The organism is Bacillus sp. S71, assembly GCF_016625265.1.
In the GTDB taxonomy this organism is placed as follows: Bacteria; Bacillota; Bacilli; order Bacillales; family Bacillaceae_G; genus Bacillus_A; species Bacillus_A cereus.
In genome coordinates this window covers 594,388-612,352 of record NZ_JACVUW010000003.1, presented here as the reverse complement: position 1 = coordinate 612,352, position 17,965 = coordinate 594,388, and the positions used below count along the sequence as shown (strand labels likewise).

The window sequence follows — 17,965 nt, the reverse complement described above, 5'->3', positions numbered from 1 at the left end:
TTCAAATGGAAATTAAACGTGTCAATCTAACATTTCAAGATGAATTAGTTCCTTTAGAAAAAGTAAACAAACTGATTATTCACCATACAGCTGAAGATGGATGGGACGTGTATAAAACGCATGAATTTCATCAAACTGTAAGAGGGTGGAGCGGAATTGGTTACAACTATTTTATCGAAAAGGATGGAACTGTAGTGGAAGGACGAGGTTTACATATTGGAGCGCACGCGAAAGACCATAACCGCCATACAATTGGAATATGTATGACGGGAAATTTCGATAAATACGATCCAACTCCTGCACAAGTGAATGCATTATATTCTTTATGTAAACTGTTTATGAAGCAATTTGCTATAAAGAAAGAAAATATACTCGGTCATAGAGAGTTAGAAGGAGTTACAAAAAGCTGTCCTGGTAATCGTTTTTCTATGGTAGAGTTAAGGAAGATATTATCTTAAATATAGAGGAGTAACAACGATGATGAATATAAAAATACCAAATGATAAAAAAGAAGAGCTTGTAGCACAAATTCAGCAATTTTTTATGGAAGAAGATTTAGATGAAATTGGACGTTTCCAAGCAGAGCGTTTAATAGAAGAAATGATTAAATTAGTTGGACCGTTTGCATATAATCAAGCAATTGGAGATGCAAGAAAGCTTGTAAGTGAGAAGTTAACGAATATGGAAGAAGATTTATACGTGCTAGAGAAGAATGAAGGAAAATAAAAAAAGAGCCGATGGGCTCTTTTTTTATTTTTCTTTCTTGTGTTCTTTATATTCATGTACTTTTTCTTTTACATTACCAACTGTATCTTTAGCAGTGCCTTTCACCTTATCCCATTTTCCTTCAGCTTGTAATTTCTTATTGTCAGTTACTTTCCCAACAACTTCTTTTACTTCACCTTTTACCTTATCAATGGTACCTTCTACTTTTTCTTTTAAACCATGATCATGTTTAGTCATACATTTCTCCTCCTTGTAGTTTGATTAGAATTCTCTTTTCATATTGCAAGTTGAATGATGTATCTAGTAATATCGTAACAAATCTAGTTTGAATATTCAAATGATTAATAGGATAGAAAAGGATTTGTCATAAAATGTTTAAAAATGTAACGGAAGGAGAAATAAAGTAAATTATATGTCTTTTGCGGTCCATATTGATTTTGTATAAGCAATTTTCATGTGGGCACGTTCCATGTTATTTTGACTGCCGCTACCGAACCTTGCTTGTCCAACTATTAAATTACAATTGGATTCAATAGCTGTTTCAATTCGCTTTTGAATTAATGCAGTATGACAGCCTTTACGCTGAAATTCTGGCAAAGTAGCAGAAGCAGCTAATGAAGCAATCCCATTATTTATGTACAGGACACCAATGCCTGCAGGAGTATTTTGAACTTCGGCTATGAAAAAATGCCATCCTGGTTTATCGTAAAGAATTTCGTTATTTTGGCGCACTCCATCTTTTGTAAAGGATGGCATATTAAATCCACGTACATATATGTCTGCAAAAATATGAAATTCATTTTCTTTCAGTTGGCGTACTGAAATGTTAGCAGGAAGCAGGGATGGATCTTCTCTCGGTATACTATATAAAGCGGTATGGAAGCTGGATTGGTAAAATCCTTTTTGAGACAAGTATTGAAATAATTCAGCTGTCCCTTGAGCTGGTGTAATTTCAAAACGGCAAGGAATTTGTAGTGATTCATAATAAGAAATGATTGCATCAATCGCATCTGCATTTGTAATACCTTTTACCGTATTAAAAGCAGGACCGGCAATTATTTTTGATGAAAAGGTAGTGGCACTACCGAACTTTTTCATTTGCACTTGCATTGGATTTCCACTCATTGCTTGTAGTCCCTCTAATCTAGAAGAGAGCATATCAATTTCTGCATTTTCAATTTCTGTTGCTATATCGAGTGTCATAACAGTAGTCATAAAATTCCTCCGTTAATAAATATATTTCATAGTATATATACGATTTTTGTTTTGAGATTCCTGTTGTAATGTAGGAGAATAAGAAGTTTTTTGGAAGGGAAATGGAATTGAACTGTCGAAGGGAGTAGAAACAGATTAAAGGTGGTGCTCTCATGAAACAAAAAGCCGTGCAGACATGCTCTAATTGTGGTTCTCAAAACATAGGAGAAGGTGAGTTTGTCGGATATGCACAAATACGGAAAAAGGAAACGATGTTCACATCTTCACCGGTGGATGCTTATATTTGTACAGACTGCGGAAATATCCTTTCATTAAAAGTACGACATTATGAAAAGTTTAAGCAGAAGCCGTTATGATTATTGAGTAGTGGTTTTATTAGGGTAGTTAATAAGAGTAATATTTTACATATATATGAGTATGCCTCAGATAAAGAGATGAAAACATATACAGTACATAGTTCGTTATATGACACATAAAAATATATAGAAGAAATTGTGAGGTAGTAGGAGGAAGAAAAAACAGCTCCTCTTGGAATATTTCATATTTAAAACTCCTTTAAATGAATAAAGGAGTTTTTTGATTTTTTATAACAATAATTACCTTTAATTGTTATAATTGGTTATTAAGAAAGGGTGGTTTATTAACGCCATAATCATAGAAGAATAATAGCTAAATCGTATACAAAACCACTATATAACACAATCGCAACCGTAAGTTGACAAGGTGCAACCGCAGGAAGATAGAGGTAAGAGCAATGTTTACATACAATTTAGTTAAGAAAACGAAGGGGGACACACATATGGGATTTGGTGAGAAGCTTTTTAAATTAAGAAAAGAAAAGGGTCTTTCTCAAGAAGCATTAGCCGAGAAATTAAACACAACAAGGCAAGCGGTTAGTAAATGGGAAAACGGTCAAGGTTTTCCTGAAACTGAAAAGTTAATAATGATTGGAAATGTATTTGAAGTATCACTTGACTATTTATTAAAAGAAACTGCTGAGCAAAGTAACGAAAAGGAAAATGGTTATTATGTAAGTAAGGAAATGGCAGAAGGGTATATAGTGTATGGACAAAAAATTTCTAAATATATTGCATTAGGATTTAGCTTGCTTATTTTATCTACAATACCGTACTTATTATTTAAAGAAAATGCAACAATGTCTACGTTTCTTGTCATTATCATTGCAGTGCTTGGGATCGGAGTAATGATGGCACCTGTAACGATAGAAGAGAGTCGATACAATGTATTGAAAAAAGAAGAACTACTATTTGATCAAAACTTTCTAAAAGAATTGACAAAAAGATATGCGATTATTAAGAAGAAGTATGCCGCAGTGATGATTGTTGGATTTTGTTTTATTGCAGCAGGAGCGATACCGTTTTTATTTGAGAAAAAACGAATCACTTCGGGAGAACTCGTACAGTATTATCCTTATTGTGTTGTACTTATTGCTATCGGAGTTTATCTTTTTGTACGTGTGTTAGGAGTGTTAGAGACGTATCGGATTTTAGTAGAAAATAAGGAATACAGTAATCGTTTTATTTTTAAACTGAAAAAGAAAGTAAGGAAAAAGGTAGATAGTTTATAAAAAATAAAAAACATGTTTCGAATCAATGTATTCAAAACATGTTTTTTATCGTTCTGAATTATTTCCAAAGAAATAATTCAGAAAATACAGAAAAATATCGTAATCATTTGTAGAAGTCTGTTATAATAAACGGAAAATGAAAACGTTTTAAAGGGGGACATAACCAATATGATGATGAATGTACCGCTAACAATTAGTTCTATGATGGAAAGAGCAGAGAAACTGTTTTCGAAGAAAGAAATTGTTTCACGGACGCATGATACAGTTACAACGTTAACGTATAAGCAGTTAGGGGAAAGGACGAGAAGACTTTCCAGTGCGTTGAAAAAGCTTGGAATTAAAGAAGGTGAACGTGTAGGAACATTAGCGTGGAACCATCATCGGCATGTGGAAGCGTATTTTGCTATTCCAGGTATTGCTTCTGTTTTGCACACAATTAACATTCGTTTATCTCCTCAACATATTTCATACATTATTCAGCACGCAGAAGACCGAATTCTACTTATAGATGAAGATCTCATACCGCTTGTTGAAAATATTCAATCACAATTATCAACTGTACAAGCTTACATTATTATGACTGATAAAGATGAACTCCCAAATACTACGCTGAAGCCTGTATATCATTATGAAAAGCTATTAGAAGAAGGCGATCCAACTTTCCAATTTGTAAAAGATATTGATGAAAATACACCTGCTGGTATGTGTTATACGTCAGCGACTACAGGAAATCCGAAAGGTGTTGTATATACGCATCGTAGTACTGTACTGCATTGCATGGCACTCGGTTTAGCGGATACAGCTGCTTTATCGGAAAGTGACGCGGCGATGGCAATTGTACCGATGTTCCATGTGAATGCTTGGGGACTTCCTTTCGCTGCTACTTGGTTTGGATCAAAACAAGTTCTTCCAGGACCGATGTTTACGCCGAAAATTTTATTAGAAATGATCCAATCTGAAAAAGTGACGTTAGCTGCCGGTGTGCCGACAATTTGGCTCGGTGTATTACAAGAGTTAGAAAATAATAGTTATGATTTATCTAGTATGACGAGAATACTATGTGGTGGTGCAGCCGCACCGAAAAGTGTTATTAAAGCATTTGAACAGAAACACAATGTTCCTTTCATCCATGCATATGGTATGACCGAAACAAGCCCACTCGTAACACTTGCACGTTTAAAAAGTTATGAAACAGAATTATCGTATGAAGAGCAATTAGAAATTAGATCAAAGCAAGGGTATCTTGTCCCTGGTGTAGAGATGAAAGTAGTCGGTACAAATGGTGAAGTGAAGTGGGACGGTACGGAGATGGGAGAACTATGTTTACGAGCACCTTGGATCGCTGAAAGCTATTATAACGATGATCGTACTGTCGAAGGGTTTCGCGATGGATGGTTATATACTGGTGATGTTGTCACAGTGGATGAGGAAGGTTGCGTGAAAATTGTTGACCGTACGAAGGATGTTATTAAAAGCGGGGGAGAATGGATTTCTTCGGTCGATCTTGAAAATGCTTTAATGGCACATGATGCTATATTTGAAGCGGCTGTCGTTGCAGTTCCTCACCCTCAGTGGCAAGAGCGACCAATTGCCTGCGTTGTTCAAAAGAAAAATAGTACGGTTACAAAAGAAGAAATATATGAGTTTTTAAAACCACAGTTTGCGAAGTGGTGGTTGCCAGACGATATTGTCTTTATGGAAGAAATACCGAAAACATCTGTTGGGAAGTTTTTAAAACAGGCGCTTCGGAAAGAACTGGAGCATTTGCATAGAGAGAAATAAGTGAACTTCTATTTGTAAACTCTAATACATTAATGGTTGACAAAAGAGGGGTGGAAAGATAATATAATTTTTGTGATATGTTATCTAAAATAAATTTTAAGTTTACAAATAGGAGAAGCAAATATGAATACAAAAAACTTAGTTTTTGTCGCTTTATTTAGTTCTATTATGGGAGTGTTAGGGTTAATACCTCCGATTGCTCTTTCTATTACACCAGTTCCAATTACATTGCAATCACTCGGTGTTATGCTTGCGGGTGGGTTGTTAGGATCACGTCTAGGTGCGCTAAGTCAGCTTATTTTCTTACTTATTGTAGGAGTTGGAGCACCATTGCTTGCTGGTGGACGCGGTGGCCTTGGTGTATTTGTTGGACCAAGTGCAGGATATTTACTTGGTTACATCATTGGGGCGTTTGTTATTGGTTATTTAATTGAGCGTTTACGTGAAGTTTCTATTATAAAAGTATTATGTATTAATATAATTGGTGGTATTTTCGTAGTTTATGTATTTGGTATTACTGTACAAGCGTTCTTAATGGATGTTTCTGTATGGGAGACAATGAAAGTGAGTGCTGTGTTTTTACCAGGGGATTGTATAAAAGCAATTATTGCGGCAGTTCTCGTAACAAAATTACATCGTTCATTGAAACATATTATTACGCCCGCTTTAAAGAATGGAAAATATACAAATGCGGGATGATAAAGGGAAGAAACACGTTAATTGCGTGTTTCTTTTTATTATTATTGTAAAGAAAGGACGTCTCATATGGGGATTACAAAAGAATATAAAAAGCATGCCTCTTTACAACCAAATAAAATAGCGATAAAGGAAAATGATAGAGTTTTAACATATAAAGAGTGGTTTGAATCAGTTTGTAAAGTAGCAAGCTGGTTAAATGAAAAAAAATCGAAGAATAAAACGATAGCAATCCTATTAGAAAATCGTATAGAGTTTTTACAACTATTTTCTGGTGCCGCTATGGCCGGGTGGGTTTGTGTTCCGTTAGATATAAAGTGGAAACAAGATGAGCTCAGAGAAAGAATTGAAATTAGTAATCCGGATATGATTGTGACAGAACGATATAAGGTGAATGATCTATTGGATGAAGAAGGAAGAGTAATTGAAATTGATGAGTGGAAAAGAAGGATAGAGAAATATCTTCCTACATATTCCACTGTAGAAAGTGTACAACATGCTCCTTTTTATATGGGATTTACATCAGGATCAACAGGAACAGCAAAAGCATTTTTACGTGCACAACAATCGTGGGTTCATAGTTTTGATTGTAATGTACATGACTTTCATATGAAAAGGGAGGATTCGATTTTAATAGCTGGGACGCTCGTTCATTCTCTTTTCTTATACGGGGCAATAAGTGCATTATATGTAGGACAAACAGTGCACATTATGAGAAAGTTCTTTCCAAATCAAGTATTAGATAAGTTAGAAACTGAAAATATATCAGTTATGTATACAGTTCCGACAATGCTTGAATCTTTATATAAAGAAAGTAGATTAATAGAAAATAAAGTGAAAATTATTTCGTCAGGAGCGAAATGGGAAGCTGAAGCGAAAGAAAAAATAAAGAATATATTTCCTTATGCGAAAAGATATGAATTTTATGGTGCATCAGAGTTAAGTTTTGTAACAGCACTAGTCGATGCAGAAAGCGAAAGAAGGCCAAATTCAGTAGGAAAACCGTGTCATAATGTGCAAGTTCGAATATGTAATGAAGCAGGCGAAGAAGTACAAAAAGGTGAAATAGGAACTGTTTATGTGAAAAGTGATCAGTTTTTTATGGGATACATAATAGATGGGGTTTTAACACGGGAGTTGAATGCAGAAGGTTGGATGACAGTGCGAGATGTAGGCTATGAAGATGAAGAAGGCTTTATATATATTGTTGGTAGAGAGAAGAATATGATTTTATTTGGAGGAATCAATATTTATCCAGAAGAAATAGAAAGTGTATTACATGAACACCCAGCTGTTGATGAAATAGTTGTAATTGGTGTGAAAGATAGTTACTGGGGTGAAAAGCCCGTCGCGATCGTAAAAGGAAGTGCTACGAAACAACAATTAAAGAGTTTTTGCTTACAGAGATTATCCTCTTTTAAAATACCGAAAGAATGGCATTTTGTAGATGGAATACCTTATACAAATAGTGGGAAAATCGCTCGTATGGAAGCAAAAAGTATGATTGAAAACCGGGAGAAAATATATGAATAGAGCAGTCATTGTAGAGGCGAAAAGAACACCTATTGGTAAGAAGAATGGGATGTTAAAAGAGTATGAAGTTCAGCAATTAACAACGCCGCTTCTTACGTTTTTAAGTAAAGGGATTGAGAGGGAAATAGATGATGTCATATTAGGTAATGTTGTTGGGCCAGGAGGGAATGTTGCGAGACTATCTGCTTTAGAGGCGGGACTTGGCTATCATATTCCTGGTGTAACGATTGATCGGCAATGTGGTGCTGGTTTAGAAGCAATTCGAACTGCGTGTCATCTCATTCAAGGCGGGGCAGGTAAGTGTTATATCGCCGGGGGAGTAGAGAGTACAAGTACGTCACCTTTTCAAAAAAGAGCACGATTTTCACCTGAAACAATTGGTGATCCTGACATGGGAGTAGCGGCTGAATATGTTGCGGAGCGTTATAATATAACGAGAGAAATGCAAGACGAGTATGCTTGTCTTAGTTATAAGCGGACACTGCAAGCGTTAGAAAAAGGATATATACATGATGAAATATTTTCTTTTAATGGATTATTAGATGAATCTATAAAGCCAGAAATGAATTATGAACGAATCATTAAAAGAACAAAGCCCGCATTTTTACAAAATGGAACAGTGACGGCAGGTAATTCATGTGGTGTAAATGATGGGGCATGTGCTGTTCTTGTAATGGAAGAGGGACAAGCCCGTAAGTTAGGTTATAAACCTGTCCTTCGTTTCGTTCGTAGTGCTGTAGTGGGAGTAGATCCCAAGCTTCCAGGGACTGGTCCGATATTTGCGGTGAACAAATTATTAAACGAAATGAATGTAAAAGTAGAGGACATCGATTATTTTGAAATAAATGAAGCATTCGCCTCAAAAGTTGTTGCTTGCGCAAAAGAGTTACAAATTCCGTACGAAAAAGTAAATGTAAATGGTGGAGCAATTGCGCTCGGTCATCCGTACGGTGCATCTGGGGCTATGCTTGTAACACGTTTGTTTTATCAGGCACAAAGAGAGTCTATGAAATATGGGATTGCTACATTAGGAATTGGAGGCGGGATAGGGATTGCGCTATTATTTGAGAAAGTAGAAGACTAGCGAGGTAACTAGTTTTCTACTTTTTGAGGAACATAAATATTGCTACCAGGCTTCGCTTTCATTTCGTTCCAAGCAGCAATCGCATCAGCTTTTGCTTTCCCTTTATTATTTGGATCTTCGAAAAAGTCGCGAGTAAAGCGATTGTATTCAAACTGCGAGCTGATAGTTGTTTTATAAGTAGGATCTTTTTTTCGTTCGTTCTCTTCATACCAAAACGTTATCGCGTCTTCATATGTTTTTCCAACATTCTCTTTGAAAAATTTTTGAAGAGCTACTGTAAAGCGGAAGTTTGTTCCGATTTTTTCTTTGAAAAAAGCACGAACATCTTCGCTACAGCGGTGATTGTTAGTAATAATCGTTTGAAGAGAAAGGTCTTTATAGGATAGGGAAGCTTTACTCACCTTTTGAACAGAGCTGTTTTTTAATATTTTACCAGTAGTTAAATAATGTGAGATACGCTCGGTTATTTCGATCTTAGAGCCACTAGCTGGCAAATCATGTTCACGACAAAATGTTTGGAGTTCTGCTTTTAACCAATAATAGTTTTGGAAATCTTCAAGTGATATAGACTTTGTTAAAGTTGGACGCATGAATGTAACAACTACTTTCTTCCATAATTTTCTTCAATTATAAAACGTATGTTCTTTTTATGGAAGGGTTAATTTGTAAATATAATGGGAAGAGGAGATTGCATATGGAAAATGTAATGCAAGTTCGTGTTACAGGAATTTTAATTGAAGATGAAAAGGTATTGCTAGTAAAGCAAAAAGTGGCTAATCGAAATTGGTCTTTACCTGGAGGAAGAGCAGAGAATGGCGAAACGCTAGAGGAAGCAATGATTCGAGAAATGAGAGAAGAGACAGGATTAGAAGTTAACATTCAGAAGCTACTCTATGTTTGTGATAAACCAGATGCTCGCCCGTCTTTATTACATATAACGTTTTTGCTTAAAAGGATTGAAGGTGAAATTATGCTACCTTCTAACGAGTTTGATCATAATCCAATTCATGATGTGAAAATGGTGCCGATTAAAGATTTAAGTCATTATGGTTTTTCGGAAACTTTTATCAATCTTATAAGTGAAGGTTTTGTAAATGCAGGGAGTTATCAAGGTTTGAAACAAAATATAGGTCTGTAAATATAGGGGAAGGATAGCCGTTCGCTATCCTTCATAACATGTTTTAAACTGCTGACTGTAAAGAAGAAACAAGCTGATTTAAAAATTCATCTCCGCTCATAATTGCTTTCCCGCCACCGCGAGCACTCTTCTTATTTCCGCCACCTTTTCCTTCGATTGTAGGAAGAGCGTCTTTTAAAAGAGCATTCATATCGAGTGATACTGATTTTCCGCAAGCGAGAATACATTGTAGTTTGTCATCATTTTCGATGACGAAATACGTAATTGCATGCTCTTGTTGTTCTGTAATAATAGCGGAAAGCTTTGCGATTTCTTGCATAGAACGATTTATAAATACTTTAGAAATAAGTATGTCAGCATGAATTTTTATAGGCTGTAGAAGTAGTTCATTTGCCTCTGCAAATAATAATTTTTCATTCATTGTTTGTATTGCTTTTTCGTTTTCTTTTTGAGAAGTAAGCAGTTGCGCCACTTTTGCTGGAATATCAGTTTCGCTACTGTTTAATTGTTTAGAAACATCTTTCATAATTTGTTGCTGTTGTCCCATTAATTTAAGTGTACGCCAACCAGCGATAAACGTTAAGCGTATACCGCCTTTATTGCGCTCCCATCCTAGTACTTGAATAGGACCAACTTCACCAGTTCGTTTCGGATGCGTTCCACCACAGCCGTTGTAGTCAAAGTTTTCGATAATAACAATCCGTATATTTTCTGTCATAGTCGGTTCTTTACGAAGGGGCAACGTTTTCGCTTCTTCTAAGTTCATCCACTGGATGCGGATTGGATGGTTTTCAAAAACAATTTTGTTTGCAATTTGTATTGCTTTTTCAACCGTTTCTGCATGAAGATTTTCTGTTTCTAAATCAATTGTTACTGTTTCTTTACCAAGATGGAATCCAATTGTAGGCATGTTAAAATGGTCCCAAAAAGCAGCAGATAAAATGTGCTGAGCTGCATGTTGTTGCATATGATCAAAACGGCGCTCCCAATTGATTTTACCTTCTACGTCTTCTGTATGTAATTGTTCTGCGATGTAGTGACGAATTTCTCCGTTTATCTCTTCTACATTGATTACATTGACATCATTTAATGTACCAGTATCATATGGTTGTCCGCCACCTGTCGGATAAAATGCTGTTTCATTCAAAACAACGTATAAGTTACCGTCTTTATCATAATCTTGCTTTATAATTTTAGTAGTAAAGTCTTGCTTATAAGCGTCAGTGTAATATAATTTGTGCTCCAATTTTCTTTCTCCTCTCGCATTAACTAGTTTCATTGTAATGCAATTGAAATTAGTTTCCTAATATTTCAGAAGAAAGAAACTATTTTTAGAATTTTCTTGCTATAATAAGGGAAAGAAAATGCGGGGGTGGAATAAATATGTTATATGAAAACGGTGTAGATAAACTGCTTAGTTTAAGTAGAAATATTTCCGAATTATATCGAGAATTAAACGAAATGACCCGGATTTTAACGGATTGTAATCGAGAAAGTGTGAAGTTTGATCGATTATATGTAAAAGAGTTACTTTGGAAGAAAGAAGATGTAATAGAGAAATATGACCAGCTACTTGTACAACTTTGTATTAACGAATGCTTTGATCTAAAAAGTGTCATTACAGGGGAATATAAGTATACATATGAAGAAGTAGAAAACATAGTTTTACAATTTAATGAAAAGTATAATGTCGCAATCTTAATTAAAGATGTGTGTAAAGAATTACAGTTCACATATGGAATTGATATGGACATAACGAGAACAACTCGGGTATCAACAGCTCAAGTATAGAAAAAGGAAAAGAAAGCAGATCCTTTGCTTTCTTTTTTTTGTGAAAATAGAGAGAGTAGGTTTAACGATGAAGGGGAAGTTACAGCATATTCATCCGCTTGGAATGAGTATTATTTTAGGGACATTGTTTGCTAGGTTTGCAACTTCAATGAGTATCCCCTTTTTAGCGATTTATTTAACGACTGTTAAAGGTGTATCAGCTGGAATGACTGGTGCTATTATCGGAACGAGTGCACTTGTTGGTGTTTTTGCTAGTTTTATCGGAGGGAATTTATCAGATCGATTTGGCCGGAAAACGATTATGCTCTGGTCCATGATCGTTTGGATTTTTGTGTTTATAGGTTTTTCACTTGCGGATCATGTTTTAAGTTTCTTTTTATTAAACGCTTTAAATGGATTATGTAGGTCGTTTTTTGAGCCAACATCAAGAGCATTATTATCAGATTTAACAAAGCCTGAGTATCGGTTACTCGTCTATAACTTACGATACGGTGCAATAAATGTTGGAGTTGCAATTGGACCAATTGTTGGATTACAGATTGGAAGTGCAAAATCAACAATTCCTTTTTTAGTAGCAGCTGGGGTATATATTCTATATACAGCTATATTAGCGTTCCAATTTAAGAAGTATCCAATGGAAAAAAAGAAAGTGAGTACAGAAAAAACGGTTACAATGCTAAATGCGATACGTATATTGCGAAAAGATATAGTATTTTTAGTTGCTTTAGTCGGTATTATTTTGAGTAATTGCGGTTTTTCACATTTAACGACGACAGTATCTCAATATTTTGCAAATGCACATATATTTGAGGATGGGGTGAAGCTATTCTCATATATGCTCGCTTTAAATGCAATTGTTGTAGTGATTATCCAATACCCTGTTATTCAAATGTGCAAAAAGTATACACCGTTAACATCAATTATGGTTGGGACTTTATTTGTGAGCGGGGGATTATTTGGCTTTGGAATAGTAGAATCTATGCTAGGTGCTGCCGTTTGTACAATTATTTTTACAATTGGAGAAGTCTTAATGTTTTCGATGACGGATGTATTTATTGATGATATTGCTGTTGCGCATCTAAAAGGAACATACTTCGGTGCGATGGGCTTTTCGGGAATTGGAGTAGTAATAGGTCCGTGGTTCGGAGGAGTACTTCTCGATTACTACGGGTACCAAAATGGGTTTGCGGTATTTTCAGCACTAGCTATATTTTCAACTGTGGCATTTCCTGTGCTTTTAGTTACAAAAGGTTTATCGAAAAAAAGATATGATAGAAATTCTAATATAGAAATGCATGCGAAATAACATAAGCCCCAGTAACCAACTGGGGCTTAGTTTGAATTATATTAACTCTTAATTTGAAAAAAGAACTTTTTTTTCATGCTTATCAGCAACTTCATTTTTGGAAATATGAATGGCTAAAAATCCGTTTTCTAAGCAGGCTAGCATCTTTTTATAAATGATAGTAGTAGGTAAAGGGATTGTTCGTTGTAAGGAAATGTTTTTATGAAGTATGCATATAGCTAGGCCTGTCTCTAACTTTTTAATGAGTACATTTTGTTCCGTGACATTTTGTACATCTGTTTCCAAAATATATTCTTCTTCGGTTTCGCAAAGATCGATGTGAATTTGATTTGGAAAGCTAAAGTTACTATAAGAATCGGAACAAAATTGATCCATCCATTCTTCGAAACCATCAACATGAAAAAGACAATTCTTCTTTTTCTTGCCCATGTAAGACACCCTCCGTAAAATATCAATTCATATCATGTTATGCATGAATGAAACAGAGGTGAAGAATAAATGATGAAATACAAACATTTTATGTTGAATGTGCACGGTATGTGAATGTTTTTATTACATATCATGATGTGAATGTTTTTTTTGGCGTGAATGGTTACGGTTTTTTACTTTATGAGATCCGCTTAATGGTTCAGGTTGTCCTTGTTTTTCTTTGGATTCACGGTTGTTTTTACCCATTGTATATGACACCTCCTCTTTCTTTTTAGAATGAGAGAAGTTGGTGATTTTATACGAGAATGTTTTTAGAAAAAAAGGTAAAGATAAAGGGGACTAACAATTATAGAAAGGGGATTATATAATGCCATATCATAAAGATAAGCAACAAGCCTTTCAAGCGGCACAGCAAGGAGTTACACAAGCAGAAAATGCATTTAATAATATTGTGAAAAATGACCCTAACTACGGTCATGATTTAAAAGAGTTACGCCAAGAGGTTCAGGAAGCATATGAACAAATTCAAAATGCACTAGAGGTAGCTTCAGAAACACAACGTCCACAACTTGAGCAATATGAAAATAATCTCCAAAATATAATGCGAAATGTAGATCAATTAGAAAAGTAAATGAGGTTGTTGTCTATTCGACAACCTTGCTGCTTTAGTAAACGTTATGCTAAAACAGAAAATTTTTCTATTAGTTTTTTCTTTGCTATGTGCAGTACATATATTTCAAGTGGAAAAAGTGGAAGCGAAAATGTTGCTCAGAAAAGAGCTAGAACCAACTGGTTATGTAACATGGGAAGTACCTAATAATGAAAAAATTATTGCAATTACATTTGATGATGGGCCAGATCCAACGTATACACCACAAGTTTTAGATTTATTACGTCAATATAAGGCGGAAGCGACATTTTTTATGATTGGATTTCGAGTTCAGCGTAATCCATATTTAGTGAAGCAAGTGTTAAAAGAGGGACATGAAATTGGAAATCATACGATGAATCATTTGTACGCAAGTAATTCGTCAGATGAAAAATTAGAAAATGATATTTTAGATGGAAAGAAATTTTTTGAAAAATGGGTGAAAGAACCTTTGCTATTCCGTCCTCCTGGCGGATATATTAACGATGCTGTATTTAAAACAGCGAAAGAGGCTGGCTATCAAACCGTTCTATGGTCGTGGCATCAAGACCCGCGTGATTGGGCAAATCCAGGGGTTGAATCCATTGTAAATCATGTAGTGAAAAATGCTAAAAGTGGCGATATTGTATTGTTACATGATGGAGGGAATGATCGTAGTCAAACGGTAGCAGCGCTAGCAAAAATTTTACCTGAGCTGAAAAAACAGGGCTATCGATTTGTAACGGTTTCGGAATTACTACGTTATAAACATTAGAAGAAATCCCAAAAGGAAAATAGACCTTTTGGGATTTTTCTTTACTGGTTCTTTTTACGTTTCTTATTATTTTGTCGCTCTGCTGGAGTTAAAGGCTCGTTTGCAAATTCTTCATTGTAACCAGTTCCTTGTCCTTGTGCAGATGCAGCATTCATTCCTGAAATAGTATGATTTGCTTTTCTTTTACCCATTTTATTTCACCTCTATAACATTTTTTGTATGTTGAATGATGAGCAGTTCATAGTATGTATGAACTGTAAGTAAACCGCTGATAGAGCACTTTACTTTATGATAATAGTATTCATAAGGAGCATGAAAGCTATTCAAATTTAGAAACATAAAGAAAACTTATGATAATCTATAAGTTTCTTATTATTTACTTATTTAGAAAGTTGTAATAAGATATTATCGTAAGGTATTGAAAAGTTTGTCTACATTTTATATTCAGACAACTTAGTCACGTTTAACAGGGGGGAAACATAATGGTCAAACATAATCCATTTCAATCACGTGCAACTTTTGAAGTAGATGGAAAAACGTATCATTATTATGATTTGAAAGCGCTTGAAAATGCAGGGGTTGGCAACGTATCTCAATTACCATATTCCGTGAAAGTTTTACTTGAATCAGTACTTCGTCAAGTAGACGGACGTGTAATCACAGAAGAGCATGTTACAAATTTAGCGAAATGGGGAACGAAAGATGTGCAAGATATCGATGTTCCATTTAAACCATCTCGTGTAATTTTACAAGATTTCACTGGTGTTCCAGCTGTTGTTGATTTGGCTTCGCTTCGTAAAGCAATGGCAGACATGGGTGGGGATCCTGACAAAATTAATCCTGAAATTACTGTAGACCTTGTAATTGACCACTCTGTACAGGTTGATAGAGCGGGTACGGCAGACGCGCTTGCATTCAACATGGACTTAGAGTTTAAACGTAATGAAGAACGTTATAAATTTTTAAGCTGGGCACAAAAATCATTTGATAACTACCGTGCAGTTCCACCAGCTACAGGCATTGTACACCAAGTAAACCTTGAATATTTAGCACCAGTTGTTCATGCTGTGAAAAATGCTGAAGGTGACTTAGTTGCATACCCAGATTCATTAGTTGGAACAGACTCACATACAACAATGATTAACGGTATCGGCGTTCTTGGATGGGGCGTTGGTGGTATTGAAGCAGAAGCAGGAATGCTTGGACAGCCTTCATACTTCCCAGTACCTGAAGTAATCGGTGTGAAATTAACTGGCACACTTCCAAGTGGTACTACAGCAACAGACGTTGCATTAAAAGTAACACAAGTATTACGTCAAAAAGGTGTAGTTGGTAAATTTGTTGAGTTCTTCGGTAATGGACTAAAGAGCATGCCTTTAGCTGACCGTGCAACAATTTCAAATATGGCACCAGAATACGGCGCAACTTGTGGATTCTTCCCAATCGATGATATTTCATTAGAATACTTACGTTTAACAGGTAGAGATGAAGAGCAAATTCGTATTGTTGAAGAATACTGTAAAGCGAACGGTTTATTCTATACAGCAGACAGTAAAGATCCAATCTACACTGATCTGGTTGAAATTGATTTAAATACAATTGAATCTAACCTTTCTGGACCGAAACGCCCACAAGATTTAATTCCACTTTCAGATATGAAAGATGCGTTCCACAAAGCTGTTGTAGCACCAGTTGGAACACAAGGACTTGGATTTAATGAGCAAGAGTTCGATAAAGAAGTGAAGGTTACATTAGAAGATAAAGAAGTAACGATGAAAACAGGTGCAATTGCAATCGCTGCAATTACAAGCTGTACAAATACATCAAACCCATATGTATTAATTGGGGCAGGTCTAGTTGCGAAGAAAGCAATTGAAAAAGGACTTGTAGTACCTGAGTACGTAAAAACATCATTAGCACCAGGATCTAAAGTTGTTACAGAGTACTTAGATAAGTCTGGTTTAACAACATATTTAGATCAATTAGGTTTCCAAACAGTTGGTTACGGCTGTACGACTTGTATCGGTAACTCTGGTCCATTAGCGCCAGAATTAGAAGAAGCAATCGCAGCAAACGACTTATTAGTAACATCTGTTTTATCTGGTAACCGTAACTTTGAAGGTCGTATTCATCCACTTGTAAAAGCAAACTACTTAGCATCACCACCACTTGTTGTGGCATATGCACTTGCAGGTACTGTTGATATTGACCTGAAAAATGATGAAATCGGTAAGGATGCAAATGGCAATGCTGTTTACTTCAACGATATTTGGCCATCAGCTAAAGAAATTGAAGATGTAGTTCAAAGCGTTGTTACATCTGAACTATTCAAGAAAGAATATGCACAAGTATTTAATAGCAATGAGCGTTGGAATGAAATCCAAACTTCAAACGAAGCTTTATATACTTGGGATAATGATTCAACATACATTCAAAACCCACCATTCTTTGAAGGGTTATCTAAAGAGCCAGGTGAAGTTGAAACGTTATCAGGTTTACGCATAGTTGGTAAATTTGGTGATTCTGTAACGACAGACCACATTTCACCAGCAGGTTCAATTGGTAAGCACACACCAGCTGGACGCTACTTATTAGAAAACGGCGTACAACCAGTTGACTTTAATTCTTACGGTTCTCGTCGTGGTAACCATGAAGTTATGATGCGTGGTACATTTGCAAACATCCGTATTAAAAACCAAATCGCACCAGGAACAGAGGGCGGATATACAACATATTGGCCAACTGGTGAAGTAACATCAATCTATGATGCTGCTATGAAATATAAAGAAGATGGAACAGGTCTTCTAGTTGTTGCTGGTAAAGATTACGGTATGGGAAGTTCACGTGACTGGGCTGCGAAAGGTACTAACTTATTAGGTATTAAAGCAGTAATCGCAGAAAGCTTCGAACGTATTCACCGCAGTAACTTAGTGTTAATGGGCGTATTACCACTTCAATTTAAAGATGGCGAAAGCGCTGAAACATTAGGTCTTGTTGGTAACGAGTCATTTGAAATTCAAATCGACAAAACAGTTAGACCACGCGATCTTGTAAAAGTAGTTGCAACCGATTTAGATGGCAACGAAAAACAATTTGAAGTAGTAGCTCGTTTCGATAGTGAAGTAGAAATTGACTACTACCGTCACGGTGGTATTCTGCAAATGGTTCTTCGTGAGAAAATCGAAGAGTCTAAAGTGTCAAACTAAATAATTGAAATGAACGATAAGGAAGCTGGCAATTGTTAGCTTCCTTATTTTATGGAAAGGGATGAAAC

At 35.7% G+C, this 17,965-nt stretch carries 21 protein-coding genes; 14 read left to right on the top strand and 7 right to left on the bottom strand.

Annotated elements, in window-relative coordinates:
- The first annotated feature begins 5 nt into the window (after nt 1-5).
- Both IBT51_RS10005 and IBT51_RS10000 read left to right on the top strand, forming a co-directional pair.
- Complete coding sequence (locus IBT51_RS10005) at nt 6-458, top strand: peptidoglycan recognition protein family protein (protein WP_000403999.1); 453 nt, start codon at nt 6-8, stop codon at nt 456-458.
- 19 nt (nt 459-477) lie between these two features.
- Complete coding sequence (locus IBT51_RS10000; RefSeq protein ID WP_000981066.1) at nt 478-726, top strand: DUF2164 domain-containing protein; 249 nt, start codon at nt 478-480, stop codon at nt 724-726.
- A 24-nt stretch (nt 727-750) separates the two neighbouring features.
- Here IBT51_RS10000 and IBT51_RS09995 read toward each other — a convergent pair whose 3' ends face one another.
- Nucleotides 751-963 (bottom strand): CsbD family protein, encoded by a 213-nt coding sequence (locus IBT51_RS09995; RefSeq protein WP_000160421.1) that lies wholly within the window; start codon nt 961-963, stop codon nt 751-753.
- 171 nt (nt 964-1,134) lie between these two features.
- Complete coding sequence (locus IBT51_RS09990) at nt 1,135-1,941, bottom strand: GNAT family N-acetyltransferase (RefSeq protein ID WP_000214335.1); 807 nt, start codon at nt 1,939-1,941, stop codon at nt 1,135-1,137.
- Between the two features lie 152 nt (nt 1,942-2,093).
- Between IBT51_RS09990 and IBT51_RS09985 the strand changes: the two genes are divergently transcribed.
- From IBT51_RS09985 to IBT51_RS09960, 6 genes are all read left to right on the top strand, one after another.
- Nucleotides 2,094-2,297 (top strand): hypothetical protein, encoded by a 204-nt coding sequence (locus tag IBT51_RS09985; RefSeq protein WP_000810194.1) that lies wholly within the window; start codon nt 2,094-2,096, stop codon nt 2,295-2,297.
- 443 nt (nt 2,298-2,740) lie between these two features.
- Complete coding sequence (locus IBT51_RS09980) at nt 2,741-3,529, top strand: helix-turn-helix domain-containing protein (RefSeq protein ID WP_346655893.1); 789 nt, start codon at nt 2,741-2,743, stop codon at nt 3,527-3,529.
- Nucleotides 3,530-3,697: 168 nt separating this feature from the next.
- The gene (locus tag IBT51_RS09975; RefSeq protein WP_063548343.1) at nt 3,698-5,311 is read left to right on the top strand and encodes a long-chain fatty acid--CoA ligase; all 1,614 of its coding nucleotides are present in this window, start codon (nt 3,698-3,700) and stop codon (nt 5,309-5,311) included.
- A gap of 123 nt (nt 5,312-5,434) precedes the next feature.
- Nucleotides 5,435-6,010, top strand: coding sequence for a biotin transporter BioY (locus tag IBT51_RS09970; protein WP_001093334.1), 576 nt, complete (start codon nt 5,435-5,437; stop codon nt 6,008-6,010).
- 66 nt (nt 6,011-6,076) lie between these two features.
- Nucleotides 6,077-7,540, top strand: coding sequence for an acyl-CoA synthetase (locus IBT51_RS09965; protein WP_098394706.1), 1,464 nt, complete (start codon nt 6,077-6,079; stop codon nt 7,538-7,540).
- On the top strand, nt 7,533-8,624 hold the full coding sequence (locus tag IBT51_RS09960) for an acetyl-CoA C-acyltransferase (protein WP_001078003.1): 1,092 nt from the start codon (nt 7,533-7,535) through the stop codon (nt 8,622-8,624). Before IBT51_RS09965 ends, IBT51_RS09960 begins: the two co-directional genes overlap by 8 nt.
- Nucleotides 8,625-8,632: 8 nt before the next feature.
- Here IBT51_RS09960 and IBT51_RS09955 read toward each other — a convergent pair whose 3' ends face one another.
- Nucleotides 8,633-9,214, bottom strand: a complete 582-nt coding sequence (locus tag IBT51_RS09955; RefSeq protein ID WP_069356082.1) for a DUF6434 domain-containing protein — start codon at nt 9,212-9,214, stop codon at nt 8,633-8,635.
- 104 nt (nt 9,215-9,318) lie between these two features.
- Here IBT51_RS09955 and IBT51_RS09950 point away from each other — a divergent pair, with 104 nt between their 5' ends.
- Nucleotides 9,319-9,762 carry an NUDIX hydrolase gene (locus IBT51_RS09950; RefSeq protein ID WP_069356081.1) on the top strand — a complete coding sequence of 148 codons (444 nt, stop codon included), beginning with the start codon at nt 9,319-9,321 and terminating at the stop codon, nt 9,760-9,762.
- 43 nt (nt 9,763-9,805) lie between these two features.
- On the opposite strand, the gene IBT51_RS09945 is transcribed toward IBT51_RS09950, so the two are convergent.
- Nucleotides 9,806-11,008 carry an alanyl-tRNA editing protein gene (locus IBT51_RS09945; protein WP_157452935.1) on the bottom strand — a complete coding sequence of 401 codons (1,203 nt, stop codon included), beginning with the start codon at nt 11,006-11,008 and terminating at the stop codon, nt 9,806-9,808.
- Between the two features lie 137 nt (nt 11,009-11,145).
- On the opposite strand from IBT51_RS09945, the gene IBT51_RS09940 reads away from it, so the two are divergent.
- Entirely contained in the window at nt 11,146-11,553 is a 408-nt protein-coding gene (locus IBT51_RS09940; protein ID WP_000965149.1) for a hypothetical protein, read from the top strand.
- A 67-nt stretch (nt 11,554-11,620) separates the two neighbouring features.
- A complete protein-coding gene (locus tag IBT51_RS09935) occupies nt 11,621-12,859 on the top strand; it encodes an MDR family MFS transporter (protein WP_063548335.1) in 1,239 nt (412 codons plus the stop codon).
- Nucleotides 12,860-12,907: 48 nt separating this feature from the next.
- On the opposite strand, the gene IBT51_RS09930 is transcribed toward IBT51_RS09935, so the two are convergent.
- Together IBT51_RS09930 and IBT51_RS09925 are read right to left on the bottom strand one after the other, a co-directional pair.
- A complete protein-coding gene (locus IBT51_RS09930; RefSeq protein WP_000516758.1) occupies nt 12,908-13,288 on the bottom strand; it encodes an Hsp20/alpha crystallin family protein in 381 nt (126 codons plus the stop codon).
- 123 nt (nt 13,289-13,411) lie between these two features.
- Nucleotides 13,412-13,534 carry a small acid-soluble spore protein P gene (locus IBT51_RS09925; RefSeq protein ID WP_000517654.1) on the bottom strand — a complete coding sequence of 41 codons (123 nt, stop codon included), beginning with the start codon at nt 13,532-13,534 and terminating at the stop codon, nt 13,412-13,414.
- 121 nt (nt 13,535-13,655) lie between these two features.
- On the opposite strand from IBT51_RS09925, the gene IBT51_RS09920 reads away from it, so the two are divergent.
- Together IBT51_RS09920 and pdaB are read left to right on the top strand one after the other, a co-directional pair.
- Nucleotides 13,656-13,919, top strand: a complete 264-nt coding sequence (locus IBT51_RS09920; RefSeq protein ID WP_001146295.1) for a hypothetical protein — start codon at nt 13,656-13,658, stop codon at nt 13,917-13,919.
- Nucleotides 13,920-13,965: 46 nt separating this feature from the next.
- Nucleotides 13,966-14,691 (top strand): polysaccharide deacetylase family sporulation protein PdaB, encoded by a 726-nt coding sequence (gene pdaB, locus IBT51_RS09915; protein WP_061665781.1) that lies wholly within the window; start codon nt 13,966-13,968, stop codon nt 14,689-14,691.
- Between the two features lie 41 nt (nt 14,692-14,732).
- On the opposite strand, the gene sspO is transcribed toward pdaB, so the two are convergent.
- Nucleotides 14,733-14,882, bottom strand: coding sequence for an acid-soluble spore protein SspO (gene sspO / locus IBT51_RS09910; RefSeq protein WP_000518057.1), 150 nt, complete (start codon nt 14,880-14,882; stop codon nt 14,733-14,735).
- 291 nt (nt 14,883-15,173) lie between these two features.
- On the opposite strand from sspO, the gene acnA reads away from it, so the two are divergent.
- The gene (gene acnA, locus IBT51_RS09905) at nt 15,174-17,897 is read left to right on the top strand and encodes an aconitate hydratase AcnA (RefSeq protein ID WP_063246457.1); all 2,724 of its coding nucleotides are present in this window, start codon (nt 15,174-15,176) and stop codon (nt 17,895-17,897) included.
- Nucleotides 17,898-17,965: the final 68 nt, after the last annotated feature.

Excerpts from the sequence above, each read along its gene's own strand:
- acnA (WP_063246457.1), top strand. The coding sequence starts at position 15,174 with ATGGTCAAACATAATCCATTTCAATCACGTGCAACTTTTGAAGTAGAT.
- IBT51_RS09975 (WP_063548343.1), top strand. The coding sequence starts at position 3,698 with ATGATGATGAATGTACCGCTAACAATTAGTTCTATGATGGAAAGAGCA.
- IBT51_RS10000 (WP_000981066.1), top strand. The coding sequence starts at position 478 with ATGATGAATATAAAAATACCAAATGATAAAAAAGAAGAGCTTGTAGCA.
- IBT51_RS09920 (WP_001146295.1), top strand. The coding sequence starts at position 13,656 with ATGCCATATCATAAAGATAAGCAACAAGCCTTTCAAGCGGCACAGCAA.
- sspO (WP_000518057.1), bottom strand. The coding sequence starts at position 14,882 with ATGGGTAAAAGAAAAGCAAATCATACTATTTCAGGAATGAATGCTGCA.
- IBT51_RS09980 (WP_346655893.1), top strand. The coding sequence starts at position 2,741 with ATGGGATTTGGTGAGAAGCTTTTTAAATTAAGAAAAGAAAAGGGTCTT.
- IBT51_RS09990 (WP_000214335.1), bottom strand. The coding sequence starts at position 1,941 with ATGACTACTGTTATGACACTCGATATAGCAACAGAAATTGAAAATGCA.
- IBT51_RS09985 (WP_000810194.1), top strand. The coding sequence starts at position 2,094 with ATGAAACAAAAAGCCGTGCAGACATGCTCTAATTGTGGTTCTCAAAAC.
- IBT51_RS09955 (WP_069356082.1), bottom strand. The coding sequence starts at position 9,214 with ATGCGTCCAACTTTAACAAAGTCTATATCACTTGAAGATTTCCAAAAC.
- IBT51_RS09940 (WP_000965149.1), top strand. The coding sequence starts at position 11,146 with ATGTTATATGAAAACGGTGTAGATAAACTGCTTAGTTTAAGTAGAAAT.
- IBT51_RS09935 (WP_063548335.1), top strand. The coding sequence starts at position 11,621 with ATGAAGGGGAAGTTACAGCATATTCATCCGCTTGGAATGAGTATTATT.
- IBT51_RS09930 (WP_000516758.1), bottom strand. The coding sequence starts at position 13,288 with ATGGGCAAGAAAAAGAAGAATTGTCTTTTTCATGTTGATGGTTTCGAA.
- IBT51_RS09965 (WP_098394706.1), top strand. The coding sequence starts at position 6,077 with ATGGGGATTACAAAAGAATATAAAAAGCATGCCTCTTTACAACCAAAT.
- IBT51_RS09950 (WP_069356081.1), top strand. The coding sequence starts at position 9,319 with ATGGAAAATGTAATGCAAGTTCGTGTTACAGGAATTTTAATTGAAGAT.
- IBT51_RS10005 (WP_000403999.1), top strand. The coding sequence starts at position 6 with ATGGAAATTAAACGTGTCAATCTAACATTTCAAGATGAATTAGTTCCT.
- IBT51_RS09960 (WP_001078003.1), top strand. The coding sequence starts at position 7,533 with ATGAATAGAGCAGTCATTGTAGAGGCGAAAAGAACACCTATTGGTAAG.
- pdaB (WP_061665781.1), top strand. The coding sequence starts at position 13,966 with ATGCTAAAACAGAAAATTTTTCTATTAGTTTTTTCTTTGCTATGTGCA.
- IBT51_RS09925 (WP_000517654.1), bottom strand. The coding sequence starts at position 13,534 with ATGGGTAAAAACAACCGTGAATCCAAAGAAAAACAAGGACAACCTGAA.
- IBT51_RS09970 (WP_001093334.1), top strand. The coding sequence starts at position 5,435 with ATGAATACAAAAAACTTAGTTTTTGTCGCTTTATTTAGTTCTATTATG.
- IBT51_RS09995 (WP_000160421.1), bottom strand. The coding sequence starts at position 963 with ATGACTAAACATGATCATGGTTTAAAAGAAAAAGTAGAAGGTACCATT.